15 protein-coding genes are annotated in these 22,464 nt (G+C 70.1%); 9 read left to right on the forward strand and 6 right to left on the reverse strand.

The window, feature by feature from the left end; all coding sequences use genetic code 11:
* The first annotated feature begins 169 nt into the window (after positions 1-169).
* The 5 genes from G4D83_RS30420 (at position 170) to G4D83_RS30440 (ending at position 10,715) form a co-directional block, all read left to right on the forward strand.
* Entirely contained in the window at positions 170-3,406 is a 3,237-nt protein-coding gene (locus tag G4D83_RS30420; RefSeq protein ID WP_163868361.1) for a PD-(D/E)XK nuclease family protein, read from the forward strand.
* Positions 3,403-7,074, forward strand: a complete 3,672-nt coding sequence (locus G4D83_RS30425; protein ID WP_163868362.1) for a UvrD-helicase domain-containing protein — start codon at positions 3,403-3,405, stop codon at positions 7,072-7,074. Before G4D83_RS30420 ends, G4D83_RS30425 begins: the two co-directional genes overlap by 4 nt.
* Positions 7,075-7,086: 12 nt before the next feature.
* Positions 7,087-8,397 (forward strand): adenylosuccinate synthase, encoded by a 1,311-nt coding sequence (locus tag G4D83_RS30430; protein WP_163868363.1) that lies wholly within the window; start codon positions 7,087-7,089, stop codon positions 8,395-8,397.
* 110 nt (positions 8,398-8,507) lie between these two features.
* Positions 8,508-10,220, forward strand: coding sequence for a tetratricopeptide repeat protein (locus tag G4D83_RS30435; RefSeq protein WP_163868364.1), 1,713 nt, complete (start codon positions 8,508-8,510; stop codon positions 10,218-10,220).
* Positions 10,221-10,283: 63 nt separating this feature from the next.
* Positions 10,284-10,715 (forward strand): PH domain-containing protein, encoded by a 432-nt coding sequence (locus G4D83_RS30440; protein ID WP_163868365.1) that lies wholly within the window; start codon positions 10,284-10,286, stop codon positions 10,713-10,715.
* A 1-nt stretch (position 10,716) separates the two neighbouring features.
* On the opposite strand, the gene G4D83_RS30445 is transcribed toward G4D83_RS30440, so the two are convergent.
* From G4D83_RS30445 to G4D83_RS30455, 3 genes are all read right to left on the reverse strand, one after another.
* A complete protein-coding gene (locus G4D83_RS30445) occupies positions 10,717-11,592 on the reverse strand; it encodes an FHA domain-containing protein (RefSeq protein ID WP_163868366.1) in 876 nt (291 codons plus the stop codon).
* A 138-nt stretch (positions 11,593-11,730) separates the two neighbouring features.
* Complete coding sequence (locus tag G4D83_RS30450) at positions 11,731-12,486, reverse strand: YqjF family protein (protein WP_163868367.1); 756 nt, start codon at positions 12,484-12,486, stop codon at positions 11,731-11,733.
* A gap of 65 nt (positions 12,487-12,551) precedes the next feature.
* Entirely contained in the window at positions 12,552-13,271 is a 720-nt protein-coding gene (locus G4D83_RS30455; protein WP_163868368.1) for a hypothetical protein, read from the reverse strand.
* A gap of 244 nt (positions 13,272-13,515) precedes the next feature.
* Between G4D83_RS30455 and G4D83_RS30460 the strand changes: the two genes are divergently transcribed.
* Complete coding sequence (locus G4D83_RS30460; protein WP_163868369.1) at positions 13,516-14,712, forward strand: carbohydrate-binding family 9-like protein; 1,197 nt, start codon at positions 13,516-13,518, stop codon at positions 14,710-14,712.
* A gap of 18 nt (positions 14,713-14,730) precedes the next feature.
* Here G4D83_RS30460 and G4D83_RS30465 read toward each other — a convergent pair whose 3' ends face one another.
* Entirely contained in the window at positions 14,731-14,985 is a 255-nt protein-coding gene (locus G4D83_RS30465; protein ID WP_163868501.1) for a hypothetical protein, read from the reverse strand.
* A gap of 4 nt (positions 14,986-14,989) precedes the next feature.
* Positions 14,990-17,449, reverse strand: coding sequence for a DNA internalization-related competence protein ComEC/Rec2 (locus G4D83_RS30470; protein ID WP_163868370.1), 2,460 nt, complete (start codon positions 17,447-17,449; stop codon positions 14,990-14,992).
* Between the two features lie 191 nt (positions 17,450-17,640).
* On the opposite strand from G4D83_RS30470, the gene G4D83_RS30475 reads away from it, so the two are divergent.
* Together G4D83_RS30475 and G4D83_RS30480 are read left to right on the forward strand one after the other, a co-directional pair.
* Positions 17,641-18,135 (forward strand): CarD family transcriptional regulator, encoded by a 495-nt coding sequence (locus G4D83_RS30475; RefSeq protein WP_047859039.1) that lies wholly within the window; start codon positions 17,641-17,643, stop codon positions 18,133-18,135.
* Between the two features lie 75 nt (positions 18,136-18,210).
* The gene (locus tag G4D83_RS30480) at positions 18,211-18,870 is read left to right on the forward strand and encodes a hypothetical protein (RefSeq protein WP_163868371.1); all 660 of its coding nucleotides are present in this window, start codon (positions 18,211-18,213) and stop codon (positions 18,868-18,870) included.
* On the opposite strand, the gene G4D83_RS30485 is transcribed toward G4D83_RS30480, so the two are convergent.
* Positions 18,845-20,785 carry an FHA domain-containing protein gene (locus G4D83_RS30485; protein WP_163868372.1) on the reverse strand — a complete coding sequence of 647 codons (1,941 nt, stop codon included), beginning with the start codon at positions 20,783-20,785 and terminating at the stop codon, positions 18,845-18,847. The genes G4D83_RS30480 and G4D83_RS30485 overlap by 26 nt on opposite strands.
* 184 nt (positions 20,786-20,969) lie before the next feature.
* Here G4D83_RS30485 and cysS point away from each other — a divergent pair, with 184 nt between their 5' ends.
* On the forward strand, positions 20,970-22,448 hold the full coding sequence (cysS, locus tag G4D83_RS30490) for a cysteine--tRNA ligase (protein ID WP_163868373.1): 1,479 nt from the start codon (positions 20,970-20,972) through the stop codon (positions 22,446-22,448).
* Positions 22,449-22,464: the final 16 nt, after the last annotated feature.

Here is a 22,464-nt window from a genome sequence, read left to right on the forward strand (position 1 = left end):
GCGCCCGGATGCTCCGGGGCTTCGGGATAAACCCGGCACGGAGGTGCGATTCACTCGCGAATCGGGTGAATCAGGTGGGCAGGCAGGCGGGCTCGCGAACACACTGGGCGGCGAGCGCGGAATGGAGCATGAAAGCGACCCCTCTGGTCGTTCTACACTCCGCGCATCCATGGCCCGCCCTGTTCGCACCCTCCACGTGTTCCCCGATGCCGGTCGGCGTCAGGCCGCCTTGCGGGCGGAGCGGAACGCTCGGGGCCTGGCGTTGGGGACGGACCTGCTCACCTGGGATGAGCTGCTGGGGGCCCTCGGCGGCGCTCGCGAGCTGAATCGCCGTCCCTGCCCGGCGGTGGGCGCGCGTGCGGTGCTGGCCTCGCTGGGCCCGTTGCTGGGGCCCACGCACTTCGGGGAGTACGTCCGGGAGCCGGCCTTCGCTCGCGCGGGGCTGGAGGTGGTGCTGGACCTCAAGGCGGGGCGCCTGTCTCCGCGCGAGCTGCAGGACGCGGTGGAGGTCCTCCCGCCCGAACGGCAGAAGCACGTGCGGGTGCTCGCCCGGCTGTACCACCTGTATGAGCAGAAGCTCGCCGAGCTGGGGCTCGCGGACCGCGAGGACGTGCTCCGAGGCTCACGCGAGGCACTGGGGCGCGGCGAGTGGCCCGCGAGCTGGGATGGCGTGGGCACGCTCGTCCTGCACGGCGTCTACGACGTGCGGCCCTCGGGCCTGGAGCTGTTGCTGGCGCTGGCCGCCGCGTGTGAGTCGCGGCGCGTGACGCTGCGGGTGGAGACGCCGGTGGGTGGCTCGCCGGTGGCGGACGCGGCGCTGGCCTCGCTGTTCCGGGCGTTCGAGAACCGTGGCGAGACGATGCCGCATGTGGACCTCTTCAAGGCGGACGTCACCTTCGAGGCCCGGCCCTTCATCGACCTGGGGCGCTTCGCCTTCTCGCCGCGCGCGCCGCGTGACGTGTTGAAGGACGCGAAGCTCCATCCGCGCGTGTGGAGCGCGGCCACGGCACGGGACGAGGCGCGGCTGGTGGCGCGGGACGTGCGCAGGCTCATCGCCGATGGCGCGTCACCCGCGGACATCGCCATCGCCTACCGCGAGCTGGGTCCGGAGGCCGGGTGGCTCGCGGAGTCGCTCGGAGAGCTGGGCGTGCCGGTGCGCCTGCCCTGGGGCGAGCCGCTCGCGCTGGCGGGGCCGGTGCGACTGGCGCTGGATCTGCCGCTCCTGGTGGAGGATGGCTTCCCGGCCGAGCGCGTCGCGGAGCTCGTCGGCAGTCGCTACGCCCCGACGTTGTCGCGCGGAGGCCCGGAGGCTCCCGCGAGCCTCTTCGCGCTCGCGGCCGTGCGCGATGACCGGTTGGGTGCCTTGCGCGGACGCGGTGCCTACGACGTTCGCCTGGATGGACTCGCGCGTCGACTCCAGGCGTTGCAGAGCGCGCAGAAGAAGGACGCAACCGCGCGCATCCACGCCGTGCGCCTGCTGCGCGAGCGCTGCCAGTTGTTGGTGGATTACTGCCGACGCATCCCCGAGAAGGGCACCGTCGCGGAGCTGCTGGCCACGTGGTGGTACGTAGTGGAGCGGCTGGGGTTGATGGACTCCGAGGGTGTGCTGGAGGCTCGTGAGGAAGGCGGGCTCGCGGCGCGCGCGCTGGATGCACGTGCCCGCGACGAGGCCGCGCGCGAGGCGCTCCGGCAGCGCGTCCAGGGGCTGCTGCGGACGATGAAGGCGGTGGGAGGCGGTCCGGTGCTGCGCCGTCGCACCTTCGGCCGCTGGCTGCGCGATGCGATGGCGGACGCGCACCTGCCCGCGCGGGGACCTCGCGGCGCCGCGGTGGAGGTGCTGGAGGCCGCCGGAGTCCCGGGGCGCTCGTTCCGGCACCTCTTCATCGCGGGGCTCACCGAGGGACGCTTCCCCGGACGCAACGCGCCCTCTCCGCTGCTCGGGGACGCGGAGCGGTCCGCGCTCAACCAGCACCTGGGGCGGGATGTGTTCCGGCTCACGGGCGGCGAGTTCGAGGAGCGCGCGCAGTGGCGGCTCACCGAGGACCGGCTGCTGTTCGCCAGCGCGCTCGCGGCGGCGGAGGAGACGCTGAGCCTGTCGTTCTCGATGGAGGGCTCGGGGGGGCAGGAGCAGGTGCCGTCCTCGTTCCTGGAGGAGGTGCGTCGGCTCACCGCGCTGACGTGGCAGCCGCGCTCGTTGCCGCCCATCCCTTCGCTCGACGAGGTGTTGTCCGAGTCCGAGCTGCGTCGCTGTGTCGCGCTGGAGGCCCTGTCGCCTCCCAAGCTGCGCATCACCGAGCCGGACGCCGCGGCGTCGCTGCTCAAGAATCACTTCGACAAGGAGGCCTGGTACTCGGGCGCCCGCGAGTTGTCGCTGGTGGAGGTGGAGCGGCTGTACTTCTTCGGCGACCTGAACAAGCAGCCGGGAAACTACACGGGCTCGGTGGACAGGAACACGCTGCGCGCGTCGTTGCGCGAGGCCTTCCGTTTCGACCTCACGCGGCCGTTGTCCGCGTCCGCGCTCGCGCGCTTCGGCAACTGTGGCTTCCAGGGCTTCCTCACGTACGGACTGAAGGTGCCCGAGCCGGACCGCCCGGGCGAGGAGTTCGACGCGCGAGGGCGTGGCACCTTCTGGCACCGCGTGGTCGAGGAGGTGTTCCAGGCACTCAAGGAGCACCAGCTCCTGGGCAAGGCCCCGGAGGATGTGCCGGACGAGGTGCTCGACACGGCGCTCCAGTCCGCGGTGGCGCACTTCGAGAGGTTCCACCACGTGGGGCACCCCGCGCTGTGGAAGCTGGCGCACGAGAAGGCGCGGGCGATGGCCCGTCGCATCCTGGTGGACGAGAGCCGGGGACTCCCGTTCGAGCGGATGGTGCCGGAGGGCTTCGAACTCAAGTTCGGTCCCGCTGCCCAGGATGACCGCTGGCGCAGCGTCATCCTCCCCATTGAAGGGGACGCCATCGTCTTCGAGGGGACCATCGACCGGCTCGACGTCTCGGGCTCCGAGGTGGGCGTCATCGACTACAAGTCCGGGAGCCTGGACAAGAGCGACTTGAAGAAGAAGCTGCTCACGTCGGACTTCCAGTTGCCGCTGTATCTCTTCGCGGCCCGGGAGAGCGGGCATGCGACGGCGAGCCAGGCCGCGTGGTTCTCGCTGCGCACCGGCAACACCATCCTCTTGTCGGATGTCGTCCCCGCGCAGGAATTGGAGGAGTTGCTCTCGACGGACCCAGAGGTGCGGGCGATGGTCGCGGCGAAGGAGGGGCGCAACCTGCCCAACGCGGTGGAGTCGCTGGTGAAGACGCTGCGCGCGGGCCAGTTCGCCGCGCGGCCCCAGGACTGCGGCTCGTGTGGTTTCCGCGCAGTGTGCCGCATCACGGATCGCCAGATGGCGGAGGAGGGTGGATGAGCGCGGAGCCCACCCTGCTCGCGTTGGAGCGCAACCTCGCGTTGATGGCGGGTGCTGGCGCGGGCAAGACGTACAGCCTGGTGACGATGACGCTGCACCTGTTGGCCGGTGCGCGCGAGGCGAGCGCTCCGATTCGTCCCGCGCGGCTGTGCATGTTGACCTTCACGGACAAGGCCGCGGCGGAGATGCGCTCCCGTGTGCGTCAGCGTCTGGATGGGCTGGCCCAGGGCGACGTCCCATCGGACGAGGAAAAGGATCTGCGCGCGTCGCTCGAACGGCTGGGCCGGCCCTTCCCGTTGCCCGAGGCGTGGCGGCAGCTGCGCGAGGAGCTGGGCTCGGCCACGGTGGGCACGTTCCACTCGCTCTGCGGCCAGCTGCTTCGGCGGGCCCCTCCGGCGGTGGGCATCGACCCGAGCTTCGACGTGCTGGACGAGTTGGAGGCTTCCAGTCTCGTGCGGGACGTGGTCGAGCGCGTGGTGCTGGACGCGCTGGAGGCGGGTGACGCGCAGGTGCGCGAGCTGTGTCAGGAGCTGGGCTTCTCCGACTCGGGCTTCTCCGATGGTTTGGTGGCCGCGTTGGTGTCCGTCTACGGCAAGCTGCGTGAGGAGGGGCTGAAGGCGGCCTTCGCGCCTGTCGGCGACGCGGCCGAGGCTCACGCGGAGTTCGATGACGCGGTGAACGAGTGCCTGCGGCTGTGCGCGGACGCACGCGCGCTGGATGCGAAGGGCGAGTGGGGACAGTTGGTGGGCGCGCTGGAGAAGGCACTCCATGGGCTGACGGCGGAGAACTTCCAGAAGGGTGACCGTTACCCCTGGCTGCGCGCCTGCTTCGCGACGGACACCCGCAACATCTCGAAGCTCAGCAAGGGCGCCGCCACCCCCGTGAGGGAGCTTTACTGGCGCATCTACAAGCGCAAGAGCAAGGGCAGCGAGCCGGTGCGCATGCTGGTGGATGCCTGGGCCGCGTGGCATACCGCACCCTTCGAGGCCACGTTCCGCGACCTGCTGGGCCGCGTGGAGACCCGGCACGACGCGGAGTTCTCCCGTCGCAACGTCTTCGACTTCACGTCGCTCCTGGTGAAGGCCAGAGACCTGCTGCGAGATCATCCCGAGTTCCGCCGACAGGCGCAGGAGCGCGTGGGCGCGCTGATGGTGGACGAGTTCCAGGATACCAATCGCCTCCAGTTGGAGCTGGTGTTGTTGCTCGCGGAGCGGCGCGAGGAAGGTCCGCGCGAGCTGGCGCCGGACGTGGACCTGGTGTCCGCGCTGCCGCTGGAGCCCGCGTTCCTCTGCGCGGTGGGAGACCGCAAGCAGTCCATCTACGAGTTCCGTGGCGCGGATGTCTCCGTGTTCACCGTGCTCGCGCGGAAGATTGTCGACGAGGGTGGCACGCGAGGCTTCCTCCAGGACAACTACCGCTCGGTGCCGGGGCTCCTGTCCTTCTTCAATCACGCCTTCGCCGGGGTGATGGTGGCGGCGGACTCCCAGGCGCCGCGTCCGTTCGAGGTCATCTACGTCCCCGAGGAGGACGACCTGTCTCCGAAGCGTGACTCGCTCTCCGAGTCACCCGCGGTGGAGCGGCTCCACCTGGAGGAGCAGGAGACCGCGGGCGACTTGCGCTGGTTGGATGCGGACTGCGTGGCGCGACGGCTGCGCATCCTGCTCGCGCCGGGCGCGGCGCCCACCGTGGAACGCGAGGATGGCGAAGGAGCACGGCCCGCGCGCGGTGGTGACGTGGCCATGCTGTTCCGGACCTTCACGCACCTGGACATCTATCGCCAGGCGCTCATCCGGCACCACGTGCCGCACCGGGTGCTGCGCGGGCGCGGCTTCTACGGCGCGCAGGAGGTGCTGGACCTGGCCTCGCTGTTGGCGCTGCTCGCGGACTCGGAGGACGCGCTCGCCTTCGCGGCCGTGCTGCGCTCACCACTGGTGGGATTGACCGACGCGTCGCTGTTCCATCTCGCCGGAGAGCAGCCGCTGTCACTCGCGTCCGCGCGCTTGACGGATGAGACGGTGCTGACGGAGCTGTCGGAGCGCGAGCGGGTGCGCCTGGCGGGGTTCCTGGCGGCGTTGCCGGTGTTGCGTCGCGAGCGGGACCGGCTGGGCGTGAGGGAGCTGCTGCTCGCGGCGCTGGACATGACGGGGTATCGCGAGGCGCTGGCGGGCTCTCCCTACGCGGAGCAGGCGAGCGCCAACGTGGAGAAGCTGTTGTCGCTGGCGTCGCGGCGGGACGAGCGTGGCACGGGCGGCTGCGTGGCCTTCGCGCGCGAGCTGCGCATGCTGGCCGAGTCCAAGCCCAACGAGGCGCAGGCGGACCTGCTGGACGCGGGAGACCCTCGCGCGGTGCAGTTGCTCACCATCCATCGCGCCAAGGGGCTGGAGTGGCCCATCGTCGTGGTGCCGGCCATGGGCAGCAAGCGTCGGGGCACCTCGGCGCGCGCGCACTTCGAGCGCTCGCACGGCATCGCCCTCAAGCCGTGGGTCCCCGACTCGGTGGAGGAATACACCTCCAACCGCTTCGAGGCGGTGCGTCAGGAAATCAAGGCGCGTGAGGACGCCGAGTATCGCCGCCTGCTCTACGTGGCCCTCACACGCGCGCGCGACCTGCTGGTCCTCTCCGGCGGTGCTGAGCCTCGGTCGAGCAAGGAATCGTGGTGGCATCTCGTCGATGCCCGGCTGGAGGATGTCGCCACGCGCGAGTTGGTGGACGACGTGGACGTGGATGAGCTGCCGCCTCCTCCCGACCCGGCGCCTCCCGGGCCGGAGGCGCTCGTGCTCGCGAAGTCCCGCGTGGAGGCCGCGCTCTTGCGCGTGCGGGGTGGACTGCTTGAGCTGGGTGAGTCGCCCGCGGGAGTCTCCGCTCCGGTGAGCGCGGTGCAGGACTTCCTCGCCTGTCCGCGCCGCTTCCACTACCTGCACCGGCTGGGTCTTCGCGGCGCGCCCTGGCCGTGGGAGGTGCCCGTGCGAGAGGAGCCGCTCCTCGTCGACCCGGAAGGTTGGCTGCCAGCGAAGAGTCCCACGGAGTTGGTGCGCGAGTTGCTGCGCGGAGTGGACCTGCGGCTCGCGTCGGCGCGTGACGTGGATGCGAGCGAGCGCCGGGCCCATCTGGAGACCCTGCTTCGCGAGGCGGGCGCGCTGCCGGACGAGGAGGGCATGGAAGACGTCCTGGGCACGGTGGAGCGCTTCCTCGTCACGGACTTCGCTCGCTTGCTCGCGGAGTCGCCGTCGCGCGCGGTGCACCGGAACCTGGCCTTCTCGTTGGTGCTGGAGGACGGCGTCTGCCTGGAGGGCGTGGTGGATGTCCTGTGGGAGTCGCCACGGGGCGAGGCCGTGGTGTTGGCCTACAAGTCAGGTGGGCGACATCCGCTGGGGGCCACGGCGTACACGCATGAGCTGGCGGCGCTGGCGTTGGCGGCTCGACGGATGGTGCGGGGGGGTGTCCCCGTCCGTGTGGGCGTCGTCTTCCTGGGCGAGGCCCGTCCGGAGCCCGAGTGGAGCATGGGTGGGGCAGGGGAGGAGGAGGCGGCCGGGCGGCTCGCGGGCGCGGCGCGTGCACTGGCCCGGGGGGAGGTCCGAGGGACCTGGGCGGGACGAGAGGTGGCGACCTGCCAGGCCCTGCATTGTGGCTTCTCGGAACACTGTCACCCGGCCCCTTCCGCGTGCTAAGCGGCGGGCACCATGCCGAACGTCGTCGTCATCGGAGCGCAGTGGGGAGATGAGGGTAAGGGCAAGGTCGTCGACCTCCTTACCGAGCATGCCCAGTTGGTCGTCCGCTTCCAGGGCGGCAATAACGCGGGCCATACGCTGGTGGTGAACGGTCAGAAGACCGTCCTGCACCTGATTCCCTCGGGCATCCTCCACCCGGGCAAGACGTGTGTCATTGGCAACGGAGTGGTGGTGGACCCCGCGGTGCTCGTGGGCGAAATCGATGCGCTCAAGGCGCGCGGTTTCCTCAAGGAGGACTCGCAGCTCCTCATCTCCGACAATGCCCACGTCATCTTCCCGTGGCACAAGCTGCTGGACAGCTTCCGCGAGAAGGCTCGGGGAGACAGCGCCATTGGCACCACCGGTCGCGGTATCGGCCCGTCCTATGAGGACAAGGTCGCGCGCCGGGGCATCCGCATGCGCGACCTGCTCAACCCGGAGCGGCTGCGCAAGCGCATCGAGGAGCGGTTGCCGCAGGCGCTCGAGGAGCTGAAGGAGCTGTGCGCGAAGGCGGGCGTCCCCGTGCCCCAGCTCGAGGTGCCGCAGGTGCTGGCCGAGTTCTCCGGCCTGGGCGAGCGGCTCAAGCCCTACGTGCACGACGCCTCGCTGTTCCTCGCGGAGCAGGTGCGCAAGGGCGCGCGCATCCTCTTCGAGGGCGCGCAGGGCACGCTGCTCGACGTGGACCACGGCACCTATCCCTTCGTCACGTCGTCGAACTGCGTGGCCGGCAATGCCGCGGTGGGCTCGGGCCTGGGGCCCACGGCCATCGACAAGGTGATGGGCATCAGCAAGGCCTACACCACGCGCGTGGGCGGTGGTCCGTTCCCCACGGAGCTGACCGACGCGATTGGCGACCAGCTGCGCAAGGTGGGTGACGAGTTCGGCGCGACGACGGGTCGTCCTCGCCGCTGCGGCTGGCTGGATGGCGTGGTGCTGCGCTACGCGGTGCGCGTCAACGGCCTGTGGGGCATCGCGCTCACCAAGCTCGACGTGCTCAGCGGGCTTAAGTCGCTGCAGCTCTGCAACGCGTACGACCTGGATGGCACGAAGGTGACCGAGCTGCCCGGTGACTACGAGGACCTGGCGCGCGTGAAGCCCATCTACGAGACGCTGCCCGGCTGGGACGAGAAGCTCGCGGGGGTGCGCAGCTTCGACGAGCTGCCGGGGAACGCGAAGCGCTACGTCCGACGGGTGGAGGAGATCAGCGGCGTGCCCGTGGTGTGCGTCTCCGTGGGCGCGGACCGCGGTGAGACGGTGTTGCTGCAGAACCCCTTCCGGAGCTGAGGCTGGGAAGCGCACCCTCGGAGGAAACTTCCCACCGAGGGTGCGGGACCGCCGTGACGCCGTCCCTGGATTCTGCTACGGCAGCCAGGAGCCACCCCCTGGGGGACGTCATGGTTTTCGTGCGCAGGTCCGTCATCGCCCTGTCCGCGCTGTTGCTGCTCGGCGCAGCGGAGCCTTCCGAGCCCACCCGGGCCGCATTCGCTCGCGGCGAGTCGGCGCTCTCCGGCGGTCGTTTGGAGGAAGCCGCCGCCGCGTATCGCGAGTCGCTGTCCGCCACGCCGGGGTATGCACCGGCGCTCAATGGCCTGGGCAGCGTCCTGTTCCGCCAGGGCCAGTTGAAGGACGCCATCGCGCGCTTCACCGAGGCGACTGAAGCGGACCCCCAGCACAAGATGGCGTTCTTCAACCTGGGCTATGCCGCGCGCAAGGCCGGGGATGCCGCCACCGCGGCGCGGGCGTACGCGCGCTACGTGCAGCTCGAGCCCGACGATGCGGACGGCTACTACGGGCTGGCGGAGAGTCACCGGCAGCTCGGTGACAAGGCCCAGGCGATTGCCGCGTATCAGGGTTACATCGTCCGCGAGCGGCGTCCCTCCGAGCAGATCTGGGTGCAGAAGGCGCGAGGCCACCTGAAGGCCCTGGGCGGACAGCCCCTGTCGGCGAACGAGGTGGCACGTCCAGCAGTGGGCGCGGAGTCTTCGAACGGAGCGCTGCGGGAGAAGGGCGCGAGTCCGAGCGCCATGCCCGTGGCGGGTGCCTCGCAGCCGGGCGCGGGACAGGCGGGAACACTGGCCAGCGCGACTCCCGCGGGAACGGCCTCGTCGGTGGGCAACGCGCCGCACGTGGGCAGCGCGGCTCCAGCGGGAACGGCCTCGTCGGTGGGCAACGCGCCGCAGGTGGGCAGCGCGGCTCCAGCGGGAACGGCCTCGTCGGGAGGCAATGCCTCGCAGGTAGGCAGCGCGGCCCCTGCGGGAACGGCCTCGTCGGGTGGCGGCGCCTCACCGCCGGAGAGCTTCGCCCAGGCGGGAAGTGCCTCGCAGACGGGGAGCGCGCAGCAGGAGCCGTTGCCCTTCCCCTCGACGCGCGCGGCCTCGGACGTCTCGCAGGAGCGCACGTCGAATCCGGCGCTGGCCGCCGCGCGCATCCGCGATGGCGACGCGTTGATGAAGGAGCGCCGCTACCGTGAGGCGGCCTTCGCCTTCCTGGATGCCTCGCACGCGGACGCGGGCCACGTGGAGGCCCTCTTCAAGTTGGGCAACGCGCTGGCCGTGCTGGGCTACTACGGGCAGGCGGTGGAGAAGTGGGAGACGGCGACGCGGCTCACGCAGGACACCGCCATCCGGCAGAGCGCGCAGGACAACATCACCCGGGCTCGCGCGAAGCTGGCCCAGGTGGGCGCTTCGCCGCAGGCGGCGGGGCAGGCTCCTGGCTCGGGTCCTGTCGCGGACCCGACACGTGCCCAGGCCCGACGCGCCTACGAGCAGGGAGTGCAGCGCATCGGCGCGAGGGACTTCGCCACCGCGCTGACGCATCTGACGCTGGCCATCCAATTGGAGCCCATGCTCGCGGTCGCGTACACGGCGCGAGGCAGCGCGAACATCGGCCTGCGTCGCTACGCGGAGGCCGCGGCGGACTACCAGTTCGCGCTGGAGTTGGAGCCCCAGTCGGCCTCGCCTCTTTACGGACTGGCCGAGTCCTACCGCGCCCTCGGTCGCAACGCCGAGGCCCGTGGTCTCTACGAGCGCTACGCCGCCTCGTCCGCCGCGGATGTCCGTGTCCAGCTCCAGGAGGAATCTCGACAGAAGGCCACGAAGCTGCGTTGACCGGCTGGCAGGCGGGCACCGGGGCAGGTGGATCCTGTCAGTCCCAGGCACTAATTTGTAGCCATGGCCGGGCGCGACGCTGGGATGGACGATCGGCAGTTTTTTCGCCCCCGCCGGGGCCTGGCAGCCGCGATGGCGGTGGCTGGCCTGCTCTGGGTGGCGGTGCTGCTCTACCTCTTCAAGTTCGAAGGGGTCCCACTGAAGACCTTCCTCTCAGCGGGCTTCTTCATCCTCTTCTTCGGCGTCTCGCTCACCTACTACGCGCGAACGCTCATCGTCGTGGATGCCCGGGGCATCACCTACCGCGGCATGGTGCGCACGCGGCGGTTCTCCTTCTCGGATATCCGCAACGTGGACGTCCTGCCAGGGCCCGTCACCGTCTACGCGATTCGTGGACAGTGGGGATTCGTACACTTCACGAGCTTCTTCCGGCACCACCAGACGCTTGCCCGGATTCTCGTCGAACGCGCCGGACTGGGGCCGATGCCGGGCTGACCTATCCGGTCGCCAGCACGTAGGTGACGAGCAGTCCCGCCAGCGCGGCCACGCTCCCCAGGCCGATGAGCCACCACTCCGGGAGCACACGGCGCGCGGTGGGCCGAGCCTCCGAGAGCCCCGCCCCTTCTCCTCCGGATGTCGGAACCTCGACGATTCCCTCCGAGCTGTGAGGGGCTCCAGGAGGCACGGGCTCGGCGGTCGGCTCGGGCGCGGGGGCCAGCTCCTCCAGCGGCGCCTGGAAGCGCAGGAGCGTGCGGCCCAGCTCCAGGACATCGCCGTCGGCCAGCGGCACCGGCTCTGTCACCCGCTGACCGTTGACGAAGACGCCGTTGGGGCTGCCGAGGTCCTCCAGCGTGAAGCCGCCATCGTCGTGGAGGACGCACGCATGGCTGCGTGAGACGGCCCTGTCTCTCAGGCGCAGCGTGGCCTCCTGTCCGCGACCCAGCTTCGTGCGGGACTCCGCGAGCGCGTGGGTTCGGCCCACATCCAGTCCCGTCAGGCAGGTGAGGGTGGCGGCGCGAGAGGGAGCCGGGGCCTCGAGTCCCGTGAGCAGCCCCTTGAGCATGGCGACCGTGCCCAGTCCGCGCTCCACGCGCGCTTCGGGCAGCACGCTCAGGAGCATCGTGTCGGGAAGGCCCAGCACCTCGCCGGGCAGCACCAGTCGCGAGACACCGGGCGGGACGAGCACGCCATTGACGGTGAAGGTCCGCGTGGCCTCCACCATGAGCCGGGGCCCTTCGATGCGCAGGGTCAGCAGGTGGGGAGGAAGGGCCTCCAGGCGGATGTGGTCATCGGGACCGCCTCCCAACAGGTGATGTCCTTCGGGCAACTCGAAGGGCGTGGTGGTGCCCAGGTGTTGGAATTCGAAGCGCATGGCCCGCCGTGGAGCAACGCGCGGACCCGCACGGCGCACAAGGAATCGCGCGCTTACCGTGGGCGAGCGTCCGGGACGGCGTCAGTCCATCCCCAGCGTGAGACGCACCCCGCCGCGAGACGCGCCCCGCTGAAGACTTCACGCGGCGGAGGCGAGCGCCGGCCCTCCGGAGGGAAGCCGCGTGCCGGGATACACCGCCACGCCCGAGCCATCCGCGACGAACGCCGACGCGGGTGCCCCGCGCAGGACGGACGTGAAGCGGTCGCCATAGAGGCTCGCCACGTCGCACTCGAAGGCCACGTCCTCCGCCTGCCACACGGACCAGCGCGGGTGCTCCACGCGGTACTCCGCGCAGCCGCCGTCGCGTTGAGGCGTGTAGCCCCAGTAGTGCTCGGTGATGAACTCTTCTTGCGAGCCAGGGGCGCTTTCGATGGGCGTGCCGCGCGTGCGTGCCGAGAGCCGATGCCAGCGGCCCTCGTGCTTCCAGGCGTATTCGAGCCGACCCGGAGTGCCCTGCTCGGCGCCCTCCATCTCCACGACGTGCCGCATGGGCAGCGCGAGATAGGGCTCGTTGTAGACGACACGCGCCACGGTGGCGATGGCCCACCGAGGCACCAGCTCTCGCACGAAGGCCACGCCGCGCCGCCAGCCTTCGGGGCCGAGGTGCCGCACGTAGAAGCGCAGGTTCACCTCGTCGAAGTCCCGGTGGAAGGGCACCGCGAGTCCCCGCACGCGGGTGTCGAGGAAGCGGAAGCCCACCATGCTGGCGAAGGCCTTCCCGTTCCACGTATCCAGCTCCGTGCCGCGCGGCACGAGCGGCGCGAGCACCTTCGGGTCCACCTCGTAGTTGAGCATCACGAGGTACCGCCACGTGGCCGTGAGGAAGGGTCGCATGCTCCCTTCGTAGTGCGCTCCACGCCGCGCTGTCCCGCTCCGCGCGGCCTTGCTTGAACCCGGGCTTACTGGATTCGGAAGCCGATGTTCTGTGGGAGGGAGAACATGTAGAGGGCCGCCACCACCATCATCACCGTGGCCAGGGAGAGGAGGGAGATCTTCAGCGACGGGTGGAGCAGCTTCGTCGACACGCCCGCGAAGAAGAGGACGGAGGCGAAGAGGACGACGCAGAAGGTGAAGTTGTCGCCGTTCTGGGTGGACTGTCGCCCACTCTCGAAGAACCGGGTGGCCTGCTCGGCCAGCTCCTTGCTCCGGGTGCCCGGGGCAGGGTGGTACTCGGGGCGGGTGAAGGGCGTTCCCTCTGGCGCCTCATCCGGACGGGTGGACTCCGCGCGCCAGGCCTCGAAGGCGGGCCGGAACTCCTCCCGGAAGCGTCGCTCGAAGAACTCGGTCCGTCGCGTGTCGTTGTCGTTCCACGCATCCGCCCAGCTCTTGAAGACGCTGGTGTCTATCTCCACCAGCAGGGCCATCTCGGTGGAGGCGCGCACCGACTCCGCGCGCAGCGCGTTGGCCTTGCTGTACTGGAAGGACTGCTCACCGCTCCACCGCGTCGACTGGTAGGCCGTCCAGGCGGAGCCGACGGTGGCGAGCGCCAGCAGCACCGTGGCCAGCAACTCCAGCACGTACTCCCGGCGCCGCTCGTGCTCGGGGCGGAGGTGGAGGAGCGCGTCGGCGATCTCCTTCCGAAGCTCGTGCGGAATCGTGGGAGGCGTGTCCGTAGCCATGGAGAGGCCCTCTTTCTCTCACGGGGATTGAGGTGTCGGCGCCGCGCGGAGCAGGGTCGGAGGGAGCACGCGACGTCGCGACATGGGCGAAACCTCTCGTGAGGTGCTGAAGGGAAGATGGCGCCTGCGCCACGCGAATGGGACGCAGAGGGCTCGGCCGGGCGGGTGCGTGGAGGGCCGCCAGGGCTTCCCATGGCGAACGGGCCCACGCCCCACCGTGAAGTCGCTAGGATGCCCGCCGCCGATGCGCACCCCCATCACCGTCCTTCTCCTGACTCTCTCGTGCCTCGTGGCCGCGTGCCGCGATGAACAGGCGGGCCCCAAGCCGCGCCCGTCCCGTCTGCCCGAGCCCGCGACGGCCCGCGTCCTGGACGCCGCGCCCGCGGACCTGACGTTCCGCAGCGGCGCCACGTTCGCGGGTGGCTCGGTGGTGTACCTGGGCTCGAAGGTGTCACCCCCGAACGCCGCCCCGGGCGAGCAGGTTCGCCTGGCGCATTACTTCCAGGCGCGACGACCGCCTCCGCAGGGCTATGGCTTCTTCGTCCACGTGGTCGACGTGGCGACGGGCGGGATGCTCGTCAACGCGGACCACGAGTTTCAGGACGGCGCGGCGCCGCTGGCCTCGTGGCCGGTGGACAAGGTCATCGAGGACGTCCACTCCATTCCGATGCCGCCCGTGCCCTCCCGGGCCATGCTCGGCTTCTGGAGGGGCGACGAGCGGCTGCCCGTGGATGACGCCGCCTCCCATGACGGCTCCCACCGGATGCTCGGTCCACAGCTCGGCGGCGCGCCTCCGGAGCTGCCCGAGTATGTCGTCCGCAAGGCGAGCGCCGCTCCCACGATTGATGGCGTGCTCGACGACGCGGTCTGGAAGGGGGCCACGCCCGTGGTGCTGCAGGGCAGCTTCGACGGGCGCCCGGTGAAGCTGCGCACCGAGGCGCGGCTCGCCTACGACGACGCGTTCCTCTACGTGGCCTTCGACTGCGAGGACCCCGACGTCTGGGGCACGCTGCGCAAGCGCGATGACCCCATCTACGAGCAGGAAGTGGTGGAGATCTTCCTCGACGCGAACGCGGACGGGCGCACGTACAACGAGCTCCAGGTGTCACCGCACAACGTCAACTTCGACGCGTACTTCCCCGCGCGACGGCAGGGGATGGACCTGTCCTGGGACTCGGGGATGACGTCGGCGGTGAAGGTCCGCGGAACGCTGGACGACGCGTCCGACAAGGACGACGGCTGGTCCGTGGAGATGCGGATTCCCTTCGCGAAGCTCGCCGAGGTGCCGAACGTGCCGCCGCGCCCCGGTGAGCGCTGGCGCTTCAATCTCTACCGGCTGGAGCACCACGGCCGGCGCACGGTGGAGGGACAGGCCTTCTCTCCCCTCTTCGTCGGCGACTTCCACGCGCTGCCGCGCTTCGCGTGGCTCACCTTCCAGTGAGGAACCGGCACCGCGCGCTCACGCGTGCGGGGTGATGTCCCATTGGGCATCCGCCACGGAGCGCTCCGAAGTGTCTCCCAGGAAGCGGAGGTAGCCTTGGAGCTCCAGCGTGTCGATGAGCTCCTCGGACTCCTGTTGGGAGTAGCCCTTCAGGTCCACGAGCAGATCTCTCATGAGGGACTTGCCGCGCAGGTAGCCCACGGGCTCCCCAGGGCCCAGCGCGTCCTTCAGGTCCGCCGTCAGTTGCCGCAGGTCGATGTCCTCGGGATTCATCGACTCAACGATGGGAATGACGCGCATCAACGGCAAGTCGCGCGGATTCCCCAGCCGGCTCGCGCGTCAGGTGAGGGACCAGCCGGACATCCCGACCGTCACTCTCCACCGTGACGGCGCCGTCGATGTCCGTCCGCCAACACTCGCTGCCCGCGGCCCGGTAGCGCGCCTCCACCTCCGGGTGGGGAAAGCCGAAGCGGTTGCGCCGGCCGACACAGAAGACGACGTGCCGGGGCTTGATGCGGTCCACCAGCGCCTGGGTGGAGGACGTGCGCGAGCCGTGGTGCGGCGCCTTCAGCACCGTCACCGGGTCCAGGGTGTCCGCCAGCAGCGCTTCGGCGTCATGCTCCATGTCCCCAGGCAGCAGCACGGTGACGTCTCCATGCCGGACGCGCAGCACGACGCTGCGGTCGTTCACCCCCTCGAGCAGCTCGCGCTCCTCGGCCCCCGGTGGACCCAGCACCTCCAGCGTCGCCTCGCCCAGGCGCAGCGAGGGATGTCCGGCCTCCACTGTCTCGACGCTCGCGTCACGTGCCGCCGCGACCACCTGACGAGACAGCGGGCCACCCTCGTCTCCGGCCGGCAGCCACAGCCGCGCGGTGGGTATCTCCTTCAGCGTGGAGATGAGCCCCAGCGCATGGTCCGGATGGGGATGGGACAGCACCGCCAGTTCCAGGTTGGAGATGTTCTGGTGCCGCAGATAGGGCAGGACGAAGCGCACGCCGGTGTCCGCGCCATTCGGTGAGCCGCCTCCATCCACGAGCGCGTGGTGTCCACGGGAGCTGAGCACCACGGCGTCGCCCTGGCCGACGGAGAGGAAGGTGACGCGCAGGCCCGGCTCGGGCGCGAGCCTGGGAACGAGGGCCGCCGCGACGAGCGCCACGGGAGCAAGCCATCCGCACGCGCGCCACCGACCCGAGCCCAGGGCCCACGTCAGCAGGCCGAAGGCATACAGCGCGGCCCAACCCCCGAGCGGAGGCACCTCCACGGAGGCCAGGGGCATGGCCGCGAATGCACGGGTGATCCACAGCAGCGCCTCCGACGCCCACGCTCCGGCCCACAGCACGGGAATCGCCAGCGGTGGCGCCACCACGAACAGCGCGGCCCCACCCGCCGCCAGGCCCGTGAGCAGTCCGCAGAGGGGCAGGGCGATGATGTTGGAGAGCAGTCCCGCCAGGCTCACCCGCCCGAAGGCCGAGGCCGCCACGGGCAGTCCCGAAAGCGTGGCGGCGGCGCTCGCGCACAAGGTCTGCGCCATGGTCTCTCGTCCCTGTCCCCAGAGTCGGGCCCAGCGGCGCGGCTCGCCTGGGTCCGGCGTCGCGAAGGGGAGGGCCCCGCGCAGGGCCGGCACGAGCAGCACCAGCCCGAGCACCGCGAGGAACGACAGCCGCAGCGACAGGTCCTCCACGCTGGACGGCGCCCACATCACCAGCACCAGCGCCGCCGCGGCCAGGCCATTCAGCCCATCCGCGCGCTTCCACCACGCCAACCCCAACAGCACCACCGTCGCCATCACCGCCGAGCGCACCGCCGGAGGCTGGCTACCGGTGAACAACACATAGGCCCAGACGAACGGCACCGCCGCGGGCGCCGCCACCCGCCGGGCATCCAGTTTCCGCCACCGCGCGCCGGCCCGCACCAGCAGCCGCCGCAACAGCGCGAGCGTCATCAAGGCGAGGGCCGCGACATGCAGGCCGCTCACGCTCAGTACGTGCGCGAGGCCCGCTCGGGAGAAGGCCTCCTCCCACTCCGCATCCAGCTCCGCGCGCCGCCCCGCCGCCAGTGTGAGGAAGAGGGCCGCGGAGTCCCGCGAGGGGGCCACGCGGTGGGTGGCCTCGGCCAGTCGCTCCCGCGTGTCCTCCATCGACCACCGCCACGTCGTCGCCCGGGACAGCACCAGCACGCGTCCGGCGTCCGCCACCCCGGTGAAGGCCACGCCCTGCCGACGACGGACGGACGTGAAGTCCTTCTCTCCGGGATTGGCGGCGGGCGTGTCTGGCGTCAGTCGAACGCGGGCCCTGAGGCGCTGGCCGGCGAGCAACGGCGGCGGAGCTCCGCGAAGCGTCAGGTTCAGCTTGAAGCGAGCGCTCTCGAGCGTCCCGTCCTCGGGCCCCGCACGCGCCACCACCAGCCGCACCCGGGTGGCTTCATCCAGGCGGTCGACCCGCTCGGCTTCGCCCTCCACCACGGCCTCGCCGCCCCTCGACAGGGACTGCGGGACTTGGACCCGGGATTCCCACCGAGCGAGCCCGGCTCCAGCCATCCAGAGTGCGCCCAGCACCGCCAGATGGGAACCAGGCAGCCGGGCGAGCGCCAGGCCGATTGCTCCCAGCAAAACCCCGCACACCAGAAATAGCTCGGCCGGGCCGTCCGTTCCGGGAGACCAGAGAGCGCCTAGCAGCAAGCTCAACGCAGGAAAGAAAAGAGGACGCGTCCCCAGGTCGCGCCACGCGTAACGATCCACCCGCCACCCCGTCCAACACCGTCCGTCACGCCGGCTCGTACACCGAGCGATACCGCGTACGAAAACCGACAACGTAGTCGGGCGCGTCCTGGGTGGTCAAGGCGATATCGTTGCCCGTGGATGTGGTTTGTGGTAGTAGTGCCCGGCTTGGTGATGGAAGGCCGGGAGCGAGTCTTTCAAGGAGGCAGTTAGTGCAGACCAGCTTCAAGACTGGTGACAAGGCGGTTTATCCGGGCCAGGGCGTCGGTGAGGTGATGGGTATCGAGCACACCGAAGTGGCCGGTCAGCGCCAGTCCTTCTACGTGCTGCGCATCCTGGAGAACGGGATGCGGATCATGATCCCGATCAACAAGGTCGGATCGGTCGGCCTCCGGGAGATCATCAGCGAGGAGGACGTCAAGCAGGTCTACTCCATCCTCAAGGAGAAGGACATCTCGGTCGACTCCACGACCTGGAACCGGCGCTACCGGGAGTACATGGAGAAGATCAAGACGGGCTCCGTCTTTGAGATCGCCGAAGTGCTGCGCGACCTGTACTTGCTGAAGGGTGACAAGGACCTGTCCTTTGGCGAGCGGAAGATGCTCGACACGGCGCGTTCGCTGCTCATCAAGGAGCTGTCGCTGGCCAAGGACTGCACCGAGGAAGAGATCGAGTCGGACCTGAAGAAGATCTTCAATCTCGCCTGAGCGTCACGGGCTCCAGCCCGAGACTCCAGCCCCGGGTTCCCTCGTAGGGAGTCCGGGGCTTCGTCTTTTCACGTCATGAACGAGTCGCCTTCCTCTTCCCGGGTCCAGGCCGAGCGGGACGCACGCATCGCCGAGCTCGAGTCGCGGCTCGCGCGGCGCCGCGTGGGTGTCAGGCCGCTCGCGTCCGTGGTCGGCATCCTGGTGAGCCTGGCGCTGCTGGTGATGCAGCGGCGGGAGCTGGCGTACTTCTTCTCCTCGTCGGTGCCCCTGACGTTGGGAGTGGAGGGGGACTACCGCTTCGACGCGCTCGCCTCCAATCGCTACGCGCAGGTGCACGGAGTTCCCACGGCGCGCGGCGCCTACGAGCAGGACGGAGGCGCGCTGCTCGTGCTGGTGGGCTTGCGGGAGTCCCCCTTCGTCGTGCGCCGGCCCGCCTTGCCGGGCGAGGAGTGGGTGCCCGGACGGCCGCCGCCTCCGCCCGATTCGCGGCCCTTCGGCATCCGGGGGCGCCTGCTGCCGGAAGAGGACGCGCCGCGCTACCGCGATGCGCTCGCGTTGCTGCGAGGCATGGGTGAAGTGCAGCCTCATGAAGGCAGGCTGTGGCTGCTCATCGAAGGCGAGCGGCCGGGCGAGGACCGTGGACGGATTCTGACCTGTCTGGCGCTGCTCGCCTTCGCCGTGCTCAACGCGGTGCTGCTCTACACGTCGCTCAAGGGCCCTGCTGGAGCCGCCTGAGTCCCTCGGTGGCCCTGCGGTTGCCCGAGTCGTACTTGAGGGCCTGCTCGAAGTCCGAGCGGGCCGCGTCCGGCTGCTGGGCCTTGAGGTGGTCCGCGCCCGAGCGCACGTACAGCGTCGACAGTTGCGTGCGCAGTTGGGGCCCCAGTCGGCTCCATCCCTTGGACAGCTCCTGGTCGACTTTGACGGCGACGGTGAGATGGGAGATGGCGCGAATCGTGTCGCCCTTCGCCAGCGCCTTGCGTGCCTCGCTGCCCGCGGAGTCGAAGCGGACGAGCTGGGCGTGCAGGGCGGTGAAGCGACCGGACTTCGCCATCTCCATCGCGGACGTCACGTCGCCCGCTTCATAGAGCCGAAGGACTTCCGTTTCGGACGCGGGGCCCAAGGGCTTGCTGTCGCGGACCTTCGTGTTCGTGACGATCTTCTCGGCGGCCGCGGCGTCGTCATCGGACAGGGACTGGAACGCGGCCACTTCTTCCGTTGACTCGCGGCTCCCACGCACGGGAGCGCGGACCGCGCCCGTGGCCAGGTCCCTGGCGCTGAGGCTCGCGGTCGAAGTGGAGGTGTCTGGCTGCGTCGCTCGTGCGGCCAGCGCCGTCGGACGCGGTTCCGAGGGCGCGGTGGACGTGTCGGTCCGTGGAGCGCGCGTGGCGCCAGCGGCGATGTCCCGAGCACTCAGGTTCGCGGAGGAGTCGGTCTGCGCCCCGCGCCCTGTAGCGCCAGTGGAGATGTCCCGTGCACTCAGGTTCGTGGAGGAGTCGGTCTGCGCCCCGCGCCCAGCGGCGATGTCCCGCGCCCCGACGCCCGTGTTCGTCTGTCCCGGTCGTCCTGCCGCACCCGTGGCCAGGTCCCTGGCACTCAGCCCCGTCGTGCCGCCTTGCGACGTGCTGACCTTTCGGACGATCCGTGAGTCGTCGCTTCCCGACCCGGTCGCCTGCGCTTTGTCGTCCCGGGTGGCGGTACGCGGTTCAGCGCGTTCGTCGCCGCTTCTCCGCGTCCCCGCCGGCGTCTCGCCGACACGGGGTTCGCCAGTCTGCGCGCGGTCCGTGGCGGTCCCATTGGGACGCGCATTGCCCGTGTCGACAAGAAGGGGGCGATCATCATCCGCAACGAGCTTCTCCGACGGCGAGGCCTGTCCCCGCGTGGACGACGAGCCACTCGTGCGCCCCGTCTCGTCGGGGGCCACCGTCCGATTCGAGCTGAGTCCCACCGCGAGCACGGTGATGAGCGCCGCGACGGTGGAGCCCAGTCCCGCGGCGACGAGCCCCACGCCCCAGGGACCCAGGCCGCGCTTGCTCGGAATCGGCTCGGAGATGGCTCCGCTCAGGGCGGGGATGCCGGCGGCGGGCGTGCCGCCAGGGCCGCGCAGCCGCAGCATCGCGTTGCCCAGGGTGATCTCATCACCCGACATCACCTCGACCTCGGTGGTGACGCGGTTGCGGTTGAGGAAGGTGCCGTTCTGGCTGCCCAGGTCCTTGATGAAGACCTGGTCGGCCTGCCGGGTGATCTGCGCATGGCGCCGGCTGATGGAGGGATGCTGGAGCCGCAGGTCCGACGAGGACGAGCGCCCCAGGACCAACGGCCCCTGCTGCACGGGCACGAGCTGGCCCGCGCCGGGGCCGCGCTCGACGTAGAGGAAGGCCGGAGGGTGGCCGGGGTTCGAATACTCGCGTCCCCAGTCGAACCGGCCGGACAGCTCCCGGTCGTTCTTCTCCCGTCCCTTGCCGCCACTCTTCGAGCGTCCCTTGCGCGAGCCCGCTGGGAACTGGGGCACGCGTTGGGGGCGGGGGTCGTCGGCCTGGAGGGGCGCCACTTCATCGTCGTCGAAGGGCAGCTCCACTTCGGGCTCCTTTGGCGCCTGCGTGCCCGGCGGACGGGGAGGGCGGGGCGGGCGCTTGGGATTCGCTGGAGCCATGAACACCATTCTCGCTGATTGAGGACCGGCTGGAAGGTTCTCAGGCCCGGGTCGTCCGAAGTTGTCCAGGTCCGGTGGATTCCGGGGGGCTCCCGGCACCGAGGACCTCGTGAATGCTGGCCTGTTCAGGGACCGCGAATCTAGAGTGGCGGTCACACGCACAAAGACGGACCCCCCAGGAGGAATGGCGCAAGTGACTCCCCCACCCATCCGGCTCTTCAATACGATGACCATGCAGAAGGAGCTGCTGGAGCCCGCTGTACCGGGCTGCGTCGGGGTCTACGTCTGTGGTCCTACTGTCTACAGTTACATCCATATCGGGAACGCTCGCACCTTCACGTCCTTCGACGTGGTGGTCCGCTACCTCCGGTACCGGGGCCTGAAGGTCCGCTACGTCCGGAACTTCACGGACGTGGACGACAAAATCATCAAGGCCGCGCACGAGACGGGCGAGGCCCCGGTGGCGCTGGCCTCGCGCTTCGTGGAGATCTTCCGCGAGGACGCCAAGGCGCTCCACATGCAGGAGCCGGACGTGGCGCCGAAGGTGAGCGACCACCTCCCCGAAATCATCGCCATCATCCAGAAGCTCGTGGACAAGGGCTTCGCCTACGCGTCCCACGGCGACGTGTACTTCTCGGTGAGCGCGGACAAGGACTACGCGAAGCTGTCCAAGCGGCACCTGGACGAGCTGTGCGTCGGTGAGCGCGTGCAGCCCGGAGATTTGAAGCGAGAGCCGCTCGACTTCGCGCTGTGGAAGGCCGCCAAGCCGGGCGAGCCCGCGTGGGAGAGCCCGTGGGGCCCCGGGCGTCCCGGGTGGCACATCGAGTGCTCCGCGATGAGCGCGAAGTACCTCGGCGAGACGTTCGACATCCACGGCGGGGCGCTGGACCTCATCTTCCCCCACCACGAGAACGAAATCGCGCAGAGCGAGTCCGCCAACGGGCAGGAGTTCGCGAAGTACTGGATGCACTGCGGCTTCCTGGACCTCGAAGGCGCGAAGATGTCCAAGTCGCTGGGCAACGTGGTGCGCCTGCGCGACGCGCTGGAGAAGGTGGACGCGGAGGCCCTTCGCTTCTTCTTCATCTCCACGCACTACCGCCATCCGCTGAGCTTCTCCGACAAGGCCCTGGCCGACGCGGAGTCGCGCATGGAGTACTTCTACGAGACGCTGCGCAAGGCGGATGAGCGCATCACCGGGAAGGACTTCGGCACCGGCGCGCTCCACGGCGAGCCGCATCGCTTCCTCGCGGAATTCGAGTCCTCCATGGACGACGACTTCAACAGCGCGGGAGGCATGAGCGCGCTGTCAGGCCTCTTCAATCTGATGAACGAGCTGACCGACAAGCCGCCGGTGAAGGACAAGCCGATGGTGGGGCGCACGCTCCAGGCGCTGCGCGAGGACGTGCGCAAGGTGTCCGGTGTGCTCGGCCTGTTCGAGGACGACCCGAGCGCGTGGCTCCTGCGCCGTCGTGAGCGCGCGGTGCGCGAGCGCGGCATCGACGTGGCGGAAGTCGAACGGCTGCTGGGCGAGCGGACGGCCGCTCGGGCCGCGAAGGACTTCGCCGCGGCGGACCGCGTGCGGGCCACGCTGAAGGAGAAGGGCGTGGAAATCATGGATACGGCGGGCGGCACCTCGTGGAAGGTGGCGGCCGCTCAGGGCTGAAGGGCTGCGGCGCCCC

The sequence above is a fragment of the Myxococcus eversor genome, from assembly GCF_010894455.1.
GTDB lineage: Bacteria > Myxococcota > Myxococcia > Myxococcales > Myxococcaceae > Myxococcus > Myxococcus eversor.